This window comes from Enterobacter asburiae (assembly GCF_008080435.1).
Taxonomy (GTDB): domain Bacteria; phylum Pseudomonadota; class Gammaproteobacteria; order Enterobacterales; family Enterobacteriaceae; genus Enterobacter; species Enterobacter asburiae_C.
Genome location: NZ_VRKN01000002.1, coordinates 369,570 through 382,227, shown reverse-complemented (window position 1 = coordinate 382,227; position 12,658 = coordinate 369,570). Strand labels below are relative to the sequence as shown.

The following is a 12,658-nucleotide window of genomic DNA, read 5'->3' as shown; positions in this document are numbered from 1 at the left end:
TGTTTAACGGTAAACCTTACAGAACCAGTGCCGCGATGGAAGCAGACAGGACGCTCACCAGCGTAGAGCCGTAAACCAGCTTCAGGCCAAAGCGAGAAACCACGTTACCCTGTTCTTCGTTCAGACCTTTAATCGCACCCGCGATAATCCCGATGGACGAGAAGTTCGCGAAGGAGACCAGGAACACGGACAGAATGCCTTCCGCGCGCGGAGAAAGCGTGCTGGCAATTTTCTGCAGATCCATCATCGCAACGAATTCGTTAGAAACCAGTTTGGTTGCCATGATACTCCCTACCTGCAGCGCTTCGTGAGCCGGCACACCCATCACCCATGCAACCGGGTAGAAGATGTAGCCCAGAATCCCCTGGAAGGAGATACCCAGCACCGCTGCGAACAGGGCGTTCAGCGCAGAAATCAGCGCAATGAAGCCGATCAGCATGGCGGCAACGATAATCGCCACTTTGAAACCAGCCAGAATGTATTCACCCAGCATTTCGAAGAAGCTCTGGCCTTCGTGCAGGTTAGACATCTGGATGTTCTCTTCACTGGCGTCAACGCGGTACGGGTTGATCAGCGACAGAACGATAAAGGTGCTGAACATGTTCAGAACCAGCGCCGCAACAACATACTTTGGCTCCAGCATGGTCATATACGCGCCCACGATAGACATGGAAACGGTAGACATTGCGGTTGCCGCCATGGTGTACATGCGGTTGCGGGACATTTTGCCGAGAATATCTTTATACGCGATGAAGTTCTCAGACTGACCGAGGATCAGGGAACTCACGGCGTTAAAGGATTCCAGCTTGCCCATGCCGTTCACTTTGGATAACAGGAAGCCAATTCCACGAATAACGAACGGCAGAACGCGGATGTGCTGCAGAATACCGATCAGCGCGGAGATGAAGACGATTGGGCACAGAACCTTCAGGAAGAAGAACGCCAGACCTTCATCGTTCATTTTACCAAAGACAAAGTTGGTCCCTTCGTTGGCGAATCCGAGCAGTTTTTCGAACATTTCGGAGAAGCCTTTCACGAAGCCGAGGCCTACGTTGGAGTTCAGGAAGAACCACGCAAGTAAAACTTCAATGACCAGCAGTTGGACAACATAACGGATACGAATTTTTTTGCGGTCTGTGCTGACCAGCAATGCAAGTGCAGTAACGACAACAAGTGCCAGGACAAAATGAAGGACGCGGTCCATATTTGCTCCAAATATGAGGCAGGTTTAATTTTCGTGCACATTCTATGTAACAAGCGAAAAGAAAACGAGATCGAGGACACACTATAGTTACATCCTGTGACGAGTCTCAAAAATAGTGATCCACAATACATTTTTGTTATGTTAGGTAAATTAGTGAAAAGTTAAGTTTGTGTGCTAGTCTTCACAAAAGTGCGCGCGATTTCAGTTTCTGTTAGATCGCCCCACTTACCCGCCCGTCTATCGTTCAAAGCTATCAGAGAAATCACTGTAAACTTCATAAATGATCTTGATAATCATTCTCATTTTGGTAGCATTAAACATAGCAAAGGCTATATTTCAGAGGCAGAAATGACAAACAGTCGCGTAGAGGGTAGCAGTGGCAGAGCCGCGCGCAAGTTGCGGTTCGCATTAATGGGACCTGCGTTCATCGCTGCCATTGGCTATATCGATCCAGGTAACTTTGCGACCAATATTCAGGCCGGGGCCAGCTTCGGCTATAAGCTGCTGTGGGTGGTCGTCTGGGCTAACCTGATGGCGATGCTGATTCAGATGCTCTCCGCAAAGCTCGGGATTGCCACGGGTAAAAACCTGGCGGAGCAAATTCGCGACCATTATCCGCGTCCGGCCGTCTGGCTCTACTGGATTCAGGCGGAAATCATCGCCATGGCCACTGACCTCGCTGAATTTATCGGCGCAGCGATCGGGTTTAAACTGATTCTGGGTGTGTCGCTGTTACAGGGGGCGGTACTGACCGGGATTGCCACTTTCCTGATCCTGATGCTGCAGCGTCGGGGTCAAAAGCCGCTGGAGAAGGTCATCGGCGGCTTGCTGCTGTTTGTCGCGGCGGCCTACATTGTCGAGCTGATTTTCTCACAGCCGAATCTTGCGCAGCTCGGTAAAGGTATGGTGATCCCAAGCCTGCCAACCTCGGAAGCGGTGTTCCTGGCCGCCGGGGTATTGGGGGCGACCATCATGCCGCATGTGATTTACCTGCACTCCTCGCTGACTCAGCATCTCCACGGTGGGACGCGCAAAGAGCGTTACTCTGCCACCAAATGGGACGTGGCGATCGCTATGACCATCGCGGGGTTTGTAAATCTGGCGATGATGGCTACTGCAGCCGCTGCTTTCCACTTTAACGGTCATACCGGTATTGCCGATCTCGACCAGGCTTATCTCACGCTGGAGCCATTGCTGAGCCATGCTGCCGCCACGATATTTGGTTTGAGCCTGGTGGCTGCCGGTCTTTCTTCGACGGTGGTGGGCACGCTGGCAGGCCAGGTGGTGATGCAGGGGTTCGTTCGGTTCCATATTCCACTGTGGGTTCGTCGCTCTGTTACCATGCTCCCGTCATTTATCGTGATTCTGATGGGGCTTGATCCTACGCGAATTCTGGTCATGAGCCAGGTGCTGCTGAGTTTTGGTATCGCGCTGGCGCTGGTGCCGCTGCTGATCTTTACCAGCAACAAAACCCTGATGGGCGAACTGGTCAACTCAACGCTGGTGAAACGGACCGGGTGGGCCATCGTGGTGGTGGTGGTGGCGCTGAACCTGTGGCTGCTGATTGGCACCGCGTTGGGACTCTAAAAGAAAAAGGAGCCGGGAGGCTCCTTTTTGCTGTTAGTCGTCATGACCGTGATGGCCATGTCCGTGGCCTTTGCCGCGACCCCAGCCGCCGCGATGGTCGTCACGATCGTTCCAGCCTTCACGGTAGCCGCGCTCATACGCGTTGTCTTTATACCAGCCGCGGTGTCTGCCGTTATCATGCTTCCACCAGCGGTCTCCGCGCCACTCATAGTGACGGTTCCAGTAGTCACGGTCGCGCCAGTAGCCACCGTCCCAGTATCTGCCGTAGTCGTCACGATCGCCAATTTGTAATTTTACTGATGGCAACAGGGTGATTTCGCCCGCAGTGGCGATCAGCGGGGCTGAAGCCAGTAATACCGCTGCAAGAATCAGTGACCTGAACATACTCTTTCTCCTTCACGATCGGGGCCTTTGTTGAGCCTGTTAACGCAATATTACGAGTTGGTAAAGCCTCGTTTCATCGCCTCAACTCCGAATTCCTGGATGAGAGCACTTTTTGCTAAAAATGGTTTTATTTTGAGCTGCTCAGAATCCCTTCTATACGGACCAGTTCCTCCGCAGAGAAATGGCGGTTTTCCAGCATGCCCACGGCGTCATCAATCTGAGCCGCTTTACTTGCCCCAATCAGCACTGACGTCACATTCTCATGGCGTAATACCCAGGCCAGCGCCATCTGCGACAGCTTCTGACCGCGCTCTTCCGCCATGGCGTTCAGCTTTCTTACCTTCTCCAGCTTCTCTTCGGTGATCTGGTCAGGGTTAAGGAACTGACTGCCGCTTGCTGCGCGTGAGTCTGCCGGAATGCCGTTCAGATAACGGTTGGTCAGTTGCCCGCCGGCCAGCGGCGAGAAGGGAATACAGCCAACCCCTTTTTCCTGCAACACGTTCAGCAGTCCCTCTTCTGGCGCACGTTCAAACAGAGAGTATTTCGGCTGGTGGATCAGGCAGGGCGTACCGAGATCGTCAAGAATATCAATCGCCTTGCGGGCCAGTTCTGCAGGGTAGTTGGATAACCCGACATACAGAGCTTTTCCCTGACGCACCACATGGTCAAGCGCTTTCATGGTTTCCAGCAGCGGCGTTTGCGGGTCAGGACGGTGATGATAGAAGATATCCACATACTCCAGCCCCATGCGCTTCAGGCTTTGATCCAGACTTGCCAGCAGATATTTGCGTGACCCCCAGTCGCCGTAAGGCCCCTCCCACATGGTATAACCCGCTTTGGTAGAGACGATCAGCTCGTCGCGCCAGGGCAGGAAATCCTCCTGCAAAATACGGCCGAAATTACGTTCAGCAGATCCGGGGGGAGGGCCATAGTTGTTGGCAAGGTCGAAATGCGTAATGCCCAGATCGAATGCGCGCTGTAAAAGTTGACGGCTGTTTTCGATAAGCGTGGTGTCGCCAAAATTATGCCACAACCCAAGCGAGATGGCGGGCAACCTGAGCCCGCTTCGCCCGCAGCGGCGATACTCCATTGTCCGATAACGATTTTTGTCCGGCTGATAACCCATTCTTATGACCTCTGGCGCTGAAGAAAAAAATCAGTGTATGCGTTTACATTAACGTGAAAAAAAGCAGCATAGCGCAGCCTTTTTTGTAAAGCATTCTTTCCATGCCCTACTTATCGCCAATTCTGGACAGTCATCACGCTTATTTAATACTCAAGGTGAGGTCAACATTAGAAGGATACCTGTTTATGCGTACCCCATACTGCGTCGCCGATTACCTGCTGGACCGTCTTACAGATTGTGGAGCCGATCATCTGTTTGGCGTGCCGGGCGACTATAACCTGCAGTTTCTCGACCATGTGATAGACAGCCCGGATATCTGTTGGGTGGGCTGTGCCAACGAGTTAAACGCCTCTTATGCCGCGGACGGATATGCCCGATGTAAGGGCTTCGCTGCGCTGCTCACGACATTTGGCGTAGGGGAGTTAAGTGCGATGAACGGCATTGCGGGCAGCTATGCTGAGCACGTTCCGGTACTGCATATCGTGGGTGCGCCGGGTACGGCGTCACAGCAAAGAGGGGAACTGCTGCACCATACGCTGGGCGATGGTGAGTTTCGTCATTTTTACCATATGAGCGAACCGATCACTGTTGCACAGGCGATCCTGACCGAACAAAACGCCTGCTATGAGATTGACCGGGTATTAACGACCATGCTCCGGGAACGTCGCCCCGGCTATCTGATGTTGCCCGCCGACGTGGCTAAAAAGGCCGCCACACCCCCTGTAAACGCTCTCACTCTCAGGCACGCGCATGCCGATAGCGCCTGCCTGAAAGCCTTCCGGGATGCTGCAGAGAACAAGCTGGCCATGAGCAAGCGTACTGCGCTGCTGGCCGATTTCCTTGTCCTGCGCCATGGCCTGAAGCATGCCCTACAGAAATGGGTCAAGGACGTGCCGATGGCGCACGCCACCATGCTGATGGGGAAAGGCATATTTGACGAGCGTCACGCCGGTTTTTACGGCACATACAGCGGTTCGGCGAGCGCCGGCGCGGTAAAAGAGGCGATTGAAGGAGCAGACACGGTGCTGTGCATCGGCACGCGATTTACCGATACCCTGACCGCCGGTTTCACGCATCAGTTAACTCCGTCACAAACAATTGAAGTTCAGCCTCATGCCTCACGCGTCGGTGAAGTCTGGTTTACCGGCATCCCCATGCTTCAGGCAATCGAAACGCTGGTGGAGCTGTGTAAACAGCATGTGCACGATACGCCGGTACCGTCCTCTCAAAGTGCGATGGCCTATCCGCAGCCGGATGGCTCGCTGACGCAGGAGAATTTCTGGAAAACGTTGCAGACGTTTATCCGCCCGGGAGACATCATTCTTGCGGATCAGGGAACCTCGGCCTTCGGCGCGATCGACCTTCGTCTTCCGGCTGACGTGAATTTTATCGTCCAGCCGCTGTGGGGATCGATCGGCTACACGCTGGCGGCGGCATTTGGCGCGCAAACCGCCTGCCCGAACCGGCGCGTGATTGTACTGACGGGGGATGGCGCGGCGCAGCTCACCATACAGGAGCTTGGCTCGATGCTGCGGGATAAACAACACCCCATCATTCTGGTCCTCAACAACGAAGGGTACACGGTGGAAAGGGCGATCCACGGGCCGGAGCAGCGGTATAACGACATTGCGCTATGGAACTGGACGCAAATCCCGCAGGCTCTGAGCCTTGATCCTCAGGCTCAGAGCTGGCGGGTCAGTGAAGCGGAGGAACTGGCGGACGTACTGGAAAAAGTCGCGCACCACGAGCGGCTCTCGCTGATTGAGGTGATGCTGCCGAAAGCAGATATCCCACCGCTGCTGGGGGCGATTACCAAAGCGCTGGAAGCGCGCAATAACGCCTGATTACTTGTCGTTTCGCCAGGCCATCATCATCGGTTTGCCCGCCAGCAGGAGCCAGGCGGGCAACATCACGATGCAGAGCAGGGGGAAAAGCGTTGAATCGGGTACCACCACTGCCGCCATAAACAGGCTGAGCCACGCGTCGCGCGTGACCACCAGAACCAGCCCCAGAATAGAGCAGGAGACGGTAATGGCAGCCGGCACCGCATCGACATGTTCGTGCAGCATCAACCCCAGCGCTACGCCGACAAAGACCGCCGGGAAGATGCGTCCACCGCGGAAACCGCAGGCTGCAGCCACCACCAGCGCTGCCAGCTTGATCACGGCAAACAGCAGATAGTCGGAGACGCTGAACACCTGGCTGAAGGCCAGCTGCTGCATCTCGTCCAGACCTTTGAACAATGTCACCGTCCCGCCGATTGCCCCTAAAATACCGAGGATCAAACCGCCGGCCCCCAGAATTAACACCGGGTGTTTAAGTTTATGCACCAGCCGGTGCAGGCGCGGAAGACACCATACCGCCACCATCCCCAGCGCGATGGCGATGGCGACGACGATCGCGCCGTTGAAAATATCGGCTATTTGCATCTGGCCGTAGTGGGGGAGGGAGAGTGAAAAATGGGGATGGAAAAACAGGCTGGTCGTCAACGCCCCGGCGGCTGCGGCCATCAGCGGCGCAAAGAGTTTATCCCACAGCGGGACGTCGTTATTGCTGCTGAGCGTCTGCGAAAAGATCAGTGCGGCAGCGACGGGCGTGCCAAAAAGCGCCCCGATGGTGCCTGCGGAGGCGAGAATGGTCCAGTCCAGCGCGCCGACGCGGGGTAAAATGCGTGAACCGAGGAAAACCGCCAGGCCGATATTCACCGCCATAATTGGATGCTCAGGCCCCAGGCTGACGCCGCCGGCCAGACCAATGATCAACGCGATAATCAGCCCCGGCAGTGCCGAAGGGGAAACCGGGGCGCCAATCAGCGGTTCCTGCGCCGGGTCTGGTCCAGCATGGCCGGGACTGAAACGGATCGCCAGGCCCACCGCAATACCGGTCAACGTCAGCATCACAACGATCCAGGCAGGAGAATCAGCGGTGACCCCCAGTTTTGCCGGAAGCGCCGTCCATAACATTGTTTGCAGCACCGACGCGACTTTCATCACGACAATGAGCACCAGACTTGAGGCCACGCCAATGATTAGCGCCGGAATGGCCAGCAACAGCATGGTTCTGGCTCGCGGGTGGAGCATGATGATTTCCTTGTACAAAACGGTATTACGTTACTTTGCACATTAAGCTTTATGGCAATAGTGCAAAAGGTGCTGAAACGGTAAAGTTATTCTGTGACGAAGATCGATAATCCATGGGCATTCACCTTACGGCCGTTGTTGTTATCACGCCTTGAATTTACAGTGTCCCAAAGATTTATTCTGACTTTAGCGGAGCAGTAGAAGAATGACAAAGTATGCTTTGGTAGGTGATGTGGGCGGCACGAATGCGCGCCTCGCATTATGCGATGTAAGTAGCGGTGAGATTTCCCGGGCGAAAACCTACTCAGGGCTGGATTATCCAAGCCTTGAGGCCGTTGTCCGCGTCTATCTGGATGAGCATCAGGTAAGCGTTAAAGACGGCTGTATCGCGATTGCCTGCCCGATAACCGGTGACTGGGTCGCAATGACCAACCATACCTGGGCATTCTCCATCGCAGAGATGAAAAAAAACCTCGGTTTTTCGCATCTTGAAATCATCAATGACTTCACCGCAGTCTCCATGGCGATCCCGATGCTGAAGCCTGAGCATCTGATCCAGTTTGGCGGCGCTGAACCGGTCGAAGGCAAACCGATTGCGGTTTACGGGGCCGGCACCGGCCTGGGCGTTTCGCATCTGGTGCATGTTGCGCAGCGCTGGGTGAGCCTGCCGGGTGAGGGCGGCCACGTGGATTTTGCGCCAAACAGCGAAGAAGAGGGCATTATCCTCGAAGAATTACGCGCTGAGATCGGCCATGTTTCCGCCGAGCGCGTCCTTTCAGGTCCGGGGCTGGTGAACCTGTATCGGGCGATTGTGAAATCTGACGGTCGTCTGCCGGAAAACCTGCAGCCGAAAGACGTCACCGAACGCGCGCTAGCGGACAGCTGCATTGACTGCCGTCGTGCCCTGTCGCTGTTCTGCGTGATCATGGGACGTTTTGGCGGCAACCTGGCGCTGACGCTGGGCACCTTCGGTGGGGTCTATATTGCGGGCGGGATCGTACCCCGCTTCCTCGACTTCTTTAAAGCCTCGGGCTTCCGCGGCGGGTTTGAAGATAAAGGGCGTTTCAGAAGCTACGTTCAGGACATTCCGGTTTATCTGATCGTGCATGATAACCCTGGCCTGCTGGGTTCAGGTGCCCATCTGCGTCAGGTTCTCGGTCAAATCCTCTGAGGCATAGCCCTCTCCCGTGGGAGAGGGCTTTTTCTTTACAGGTGCATCAGCTGACGGAACTCTTTCACCTTGCTGCGGCTCACCGGCACCTGAAAATCCAGATCCTTCAGACGCAAAATGTAGGTGTTGTTAAACCACGGTTCGATCTCGCGGATCTTGTTTAAATTCACGCAGAACGACCGGTGGCAGCGAAAAAAGTGTGCCGCCGGCAGCTTGCTGCAAAACTCGGTGATATTCATCGCCATCACGTACGATTCCCGCCGCGTATAGACAAACGTCATCTTTTCATGGGCTTCGGCATAGTAGATATCATTGACCGGCGTCACGATGATGCGCTCGTCTTTGACCAGATTAATGGTGTCGTTTTCCCGTACCGTTGGGCTGGCACTAGCGGGGGCGGTCTGCTGCTGCCATGCGGCCTCCAGCTTTTGCAGCATGCTGACAATCCGCGACTCCTGGTAAGGCTTAAGAATGTAGTCAAACGCCTCCAGTTCGAAGGCTTCTACGGCGTGCTCTTTCCAGGCGGTAACGAAAACAATAAACGGCTTATGGGCAAACTGATTGATGTTTTGCGCCAGCAGTACGCCATCCAGCGACGGGATATTGATATCCAGGAAAATGGCGTCGACCCGGTTATGCTGCAGAAACTTCAGCACGTCCAGACCATCATCAAACGTACCCACAATCTCCATCTGGCTGTGGGTTTTGATAAGCCAGGTGAGCTCCTGTTGAGCCAGGAATTCATCTTCTACGATGATAACTTTCATGGGTTACTCCACCTGAGGCAACAGCGAGGTCGTCGCATGCGCGAGAGAGCGTTCATTCGGGACGTAAAAAGCAATTTCGGTGCCCGGCTCCAGACGGTGAATATGCAGTCCGTCGCCGTAAAGCAGCTTGACCCGGTGGTGCACGTTCAGCAGGCCGATTTTATTCCCGGGCATCTCGTTAGACTCCACGCGCTCAATGACTTTTGGATCAATCCCGTGGCCGGTATCGCGCACGGCAATACGCACGCGGTTGCCGCTTTCGGTGATGCTGATGGTGACGACGCCTTTGCCTTTACAGGGCTGAATGCCGTGAACAATCGCGTTTTCGACCAGCGGCTGGATAAGCAGGCTCGGGATCACGCAGTTGACCTCTTCATCAATATCGTAAATGACCGTGAGCTTATCGCCAAAGCGCGCTTGCTCAATCGCGATGTAATCCTTGATCTGATACAGCTCTTTTTTGATGTCGATCTGCTCGTCATCTTTCAGTTCGATGTTGTAGCGCAGATAGCGCGACAGGTTAAAAATCAGCTGGCGCGCGGTGTCCGGATTAAGACGAATGGACGAGGAGATAGCGTTCAGCGCGTTAAACAGGAAATGGGGATTGATTTTGCTCTGCAGCGCGCGCAGCTCTGCCTTATTTGCCATCTCACGCAGCTGTTCCGCTCGCGAGACCTCAAGCTGGGTGGAGATAATCTGCGACAGGCCAATAGCCATCTCCTGCAGGGAGGAGGTGATCTGATGCGCGTGACAGTAATAAATTTTCAGCGTGCCCGTCACGACACCTTTCTCCCACAGTGGGATCACCAGCATCGAGTGGATTTCCGGCGTTCGGTGGGCTTCATCATTGTTTTTAATAATGATTTTACCGTAGTTAATCGCCTGTCTGGTGGTGGGGCTAATGGTGTCATCGTTGTCGCGATAGTTGTGTTCCCCGACGCCAACGTAGGCCAGCACGTGGTCGATATTGGTGATGGCGACGGCGTCGGCATGGATATCGTGGCGGATAATCTCGCAGACCTGACGCAACGATTCCGCGTTAACGTGGCGGAAAAGCGGCAGCGTTTTGTTGGCGATATCCAGCGCTAGCTTGGCCTGACGGGCGGCACTGGCCTCTTTTTCCCCTTCAACGCTTTGTACCAGCAGCACGATAAAACCGATGCACACGCTGCCCAGGATCATCGGGATACCAATTTTCGAGACGATATCCAGCCCCAGCGCGGTGGTGGGGGCCCAGACGACGACCAGGATCATGGTCAGCGTTTCGCACACCATGCCTGCGACGATCCCGGCGCGCCAGCGCTGTTTTTTCGGGATTTTGCGGCTGATCCAGCCGGAAAGCACCCCGGCGATAATGCTGGTGATAAAGCACGGCACCGCCGTTACGCCACCGATATCAATCAGGTAACGGTGCGTCCCGGCAATCAGGCCGGTGATGACGCCTACCCACGGGCCAAACAAAATCCCGCCGGACATGACGGCGATTATGCGCACGTTTACCAGCGAACCCTCTACCGGCACGCCGGACCAGGTGCTGAACAAGGCGAACAGCGAAAAAATGGCGGTAACGGCCAGCAGCTCTTTTGGCGAGTGGGCTGATTTGTGCAACAACTCGCGAAACAGGCGAATGCGAATGAGGAAGAACAGGCAAATCAGCATTAATGCCGCACGGTCAAAAACCGCCAGCAGCATAGTGAATATTTCGTGCACGAGTAGACCTGGGAAAACGGGAAAGAACCATGATAAAAAACCTGGCGCGTATTGACCAGCTATCCGTCAGGTTTATCAAATGAGGAAAAACCATAATTTGCAAAGGGGATTATCTGGCAGCGACCGATGCGTCCTGTTTTTTTCTTACCGGCGCATCGTCAGGTAACTGTTTTGATATCATATTGTTAAATAACAGCTATCAGAACGCCGAACCCGAAACAGAGGCTTCCGCTTTTCGGTGCCGCCGGGTTCCGGTTTTCAGACGATCGCTTTTTTTTCATTTCCCTCTCGACAGCATGATTTTTTTCAGGTTATTTTCTAAGCATGCCACATCGGTGGCAGCGTCGCTCGGACGGTCCGGGCGCTAACGTTAATCTGAGGAATCTATGGCTGAATTCAGTCCTGAACGCCGTTTTACGCGTATCGATCGTCTCCCCCCTTATGTTTTCAATATCACTGCTGAACTGAAAATGGCTGCGCGTCGGCGCGGCGAAGATATCATTGATTTCAGCATGGGTAACCCTGACGGCCCAACGCCACCGCATATCGTTGAGAAACTCTGCACGGTTGCCCAGCGCCCGGATACGCACGGCTACTCAACCTCTCGCGGTATTCCCAGGTTACGTCGCGCGATCTCGCGCTGGTATCAGGATCGCTATCAGGTTGATATCGATCCGGAAAGTGAAGCTATTGTCACCATCGGCTCGAAAGAGGGGCTGGCACACCTGATGCTGGCCACGCTGGATCATGGCGATACGGTGCTGGTACCCAATCCAAGCTACCCGATCCATATCTACGGCGCGGTGATTGCCGGGGCTCAGGTCCGTTCTGTACCGCTGGTGGAAGGTGTTGATTTCTTTAATGAACTGGAACGTGCGATTCGCGAAAGCTATCCGAAACCCAAGATGATGATCCTCGGCTTCCCGTCGAACCCAACGGCCCAGTGCGTGGAGCTCGACTTCTTTGAGAAAGTTGTCGCTCTGGCGAAGCGTTATGACGTGCTGGTGGTTCACGATTTAGCCTATGCTGACATCGTCTATGACGGCTGGAAAGCCCCGTCGATTATGCAGGTCCCGGGCGCACGTGACGTGGCGGTAGAGTTCTTTACCCTGTCGAAAAGCTACAACATGGCGGGCTGGCGTATTGGCTTTATGGTGGGTAACAAAACGCTGGTGAGTGCACTGGCGCGCATTAAGAGTTATCACGACTACGGTACCTTCACGCCGCTGCAGGTTGCGGCTATCGCTGCTCTGGAGGGCGATCAGCAATGCGTTCACGAGATTGCCGCCCAGTATAAGCGCCGCCGCGACGTGCTGGTAAAAGGGTTGCATGAAGCGGGCTGGATGGTGGAAATGCCGAAAGCGTCCATGTACGTCTGGGCGAAAATACCGGAACCGTACGCGGCGATGGGATCGCTGGAGTTTGCCAAAAAACTGCTGCAGGATGCGAAGGTGTGTGTGTCACCGGGCATTGGCTTTGGTGATTATGGCGACACCCATGTGCGATTTGCCCTGATTGAAAACAGCGACCGTATTCGTCAGGCGGTCAGGGGCATCAAGAGTATGTTCAGGGCCGACGGTCTTCTCACCTCAAAGAGCGTGGCCGAACACCCCGCGTCATCATGACATA

The 12,658-nt window shown here is 54.7% G+C and carries 10 protein-coding genes; 4 read left to right on the top strand and 6 right to left on the bottom strand.

What is annotated here, in order from left to right:
* Nucleotides 1–16: 16 nt before the first annotated feature.
* Nucleotides 17–1,204 carry a NupC/NupG family nucleoside CNT transporter gene (locus FU672_RS04890; protein WP_008501591.1) on the bottom strand — a complete coding sequence of 396 codons (1,188 nt, stop codon included), beginning with the start codon at nt 1,202–1,204 and terminating at the stop codon, nt 17–19.
* 348 nt (nt 1,205–1,552) lie between these two features.
* Between FU672_RS04890 and FU672_RS04885 the strand changes: the two genes are divergently transcribed.
* Nucleotides 1,553–2,791 carry an Nramp family divalent metal transporter gene (locus FU672_RS04885; protein ID WP_148242372.1) on the top strand — a complete coding sequence of 413 codons (1,239 nt, stop codon included), beginning with the start codon at nt 1,553–1,555 and terminating at the stop codon, nt 2,789–2,791.
* Nucleotides 2,792–2,824: 33 nt separating this feature from the next.
* Here the strand turns inward: FU672_RS04885 and FU672_RS04880 are convergent, their stop codons facing one another.
* Both FU672_RS04880 and mgrA read right to left on the bottom strand, forming a co-directional pair.
* The gene (locus tag FU672_RS04880; RefSeq protein ID WP_148242371.1) at nt 2,825–3,175 is read right to left on the bottom strand and encodes a DUF2502 domain-containing protein; all 351 of its coding nucleotides are present in this window, start codon (nt 3,173–3,175) and stop codon (nt 2,825–2,827) included.
* 127 nt (nt 3,176–3,302) lie between these two features.
* On the bottom strand, nt 3,303–4,301 hold the full coding sequence (gene mgrA, locus FU672_RS04875) for an L-glyceraldehyde 3-phosphate reductase (protein WP_148242370.1): 999 nt from the start codon (nt 4,299–4,301) through the stop codon (nt 3,303–3,305).
* 185 nt (nt 4,302–4,486) lie between these two features.
* Here mgrA and ipdC point away from each other — a divergent pair, with 185 nt between their 5' ends.
* Nucleotides 4,487–6,145 carry an indolepyruvate decarboxylase gene (gene ipdC / locus FU672_RS04870; protein WP_148242369.1) on the top strand — a complete coding sequence of 553 codons (1,659 nt, stop codon included), beginning with the start codon at nt 4,487–4,489 and terminating at the stop codon, nt 6,143–6,145.
* Here the strand turns inward: ipdC and FU672_RS04865 are convergent, their stop codons facing one another.
* Complete coding sequence (locus FU672_RS04865; protein WP_148242368.1) at nt 6,146–7,381, bottom strand: ion channel protein; 1,236 nt, start codon at nt 7,379–7,381, stop codon at nt 6,146–6,148.
* A gap of 205 nt (nt 7,382–7,586) precedes the next feature.
* Between FU672_RS04865 and glk the strand changes: the two genes are divergently transcribed.
* Nucleotides 7,587–8,552, top strand: a complete 966-nt coding sequence (gene glk, locus FU672_RS04860) for a glucokinase (protein ID WP_148242367.1) — start codon at nt 7,587–7,589, stop codon at nt 8,550–8,552.
* 35 nt (nt 8,553–8,587) lie between these two features.
* On the opposite strand, the gene FU672_RS04855 is transcribed toward glk, so the two are convergent.
* Together FU672_RS04855 and FU672_RS04850 are read right to left on the bottom strand one after the other, a co-directional pair.
* Complete coding sequence (locus FU672_RS04855) at nt 8,588–9,319, bottom strand: LytR/AlgR family response regulator transcription factor (RefSeq protein WP_121931868.1); 732 nt, start codon at nt 9,317–9,319, stop codon at nt 8,588–8,590.
* 3 nt (nt 9,320–9,322) lie between these two features.
* Nucleotides 9,323–11,029 (bottom strand): sensor histidine kinase, encoded by a 1,707-nt coding sequence (locus FU672_RS04850; protein WP_148242366.1) that lies wholly within the window; start codon nt 11,027–11,029, stop codon nt 9,323–9,325.
* Nucleotides 11,030–11,415: 386 nt separating this feature from the next.
* On the opposite strand from FU672_RS04850, the gene alaC reads away from it, so the two are divergent.
* Entirely contained in the window at nt 11,416–12,654 is a 1,239-nt protein-coding gene (gene alaC / locus FU672_RS04845) for an alanine transaminase (protein WP_023308710.1), read from the top strand.
* Nucleotides 12,655–12,658 lie beyond the last annotated feature (4 nt).

What these genes read in the sequence shown, in the direction of transcription:
- alaC (WP_023308710.1), top strand. Translation starts at nt 11,416, where the DNA reads ATGGCTGAATTCAGTCCTGAACGCCGTTTTACGCGTATCGATCGTCTC.
- FU672_RS04885 (WP_148242372.1), top strand. Translation starts at nt 1,553, where the DNA reads ATGACAAACAGTCGCGTAGAGGGTAGCAGTGGCAGAGCCGCGCGCAAG.
- FU672_RS04880 (WP_148242371.1), bottom strand. Translation starts at nt 3,175, where the DNA reads ATGTTCAGGTCACTGATTCTTGCAGCGGTATTACTGGCTTCAGCCCCG.
- FU672_RS04890 (WP_008501591.1), bottom strand. Translation starts at nt 1,204, where the DNA reads ATGGACCGCGTCCTTCATTTTGTCCTGGCACTTGTTGTCGTTACTGCA.
- mgrA (WP_148242370.1), bottom strand. Translation starts at nt 4,301, where the DNA reads ATGGGTTATCAGCCGGACAAAAATCGTTATCGGACAATGGAGTATCGC.
- ipdC (WP_148242369.1), top strand. Translation starts at nt 4,487, where the DNA reads ATGCGTACCCCATACTGCGTCGCCGATTACCTGCTGGACCGTCTTACA.
- glk (WP_148242367.1), top strand. Translation starts at nt 7,587, where the DNA reads ATGACAAAGTATGCTTTGGTAGGTGATGTGGGCGGCACGAATGCGCGC.
- FU672_RS04855 (WP_121931868.1), bottom strand. Translation starts at nt 9,319, where the DNA reads ATGAAAGTTATCATCGTAGAAGATGAATTCCTGGCTCAACAGGAGCTC.
- FU672_RS04865 (WP_148242368.1), bottom strand. Translation starts at nt 7,381, where the DNA reads ATGCTCCACCCGCGAGCCAGAACCATGCTGTTGCTGGCCATTCCGGCG.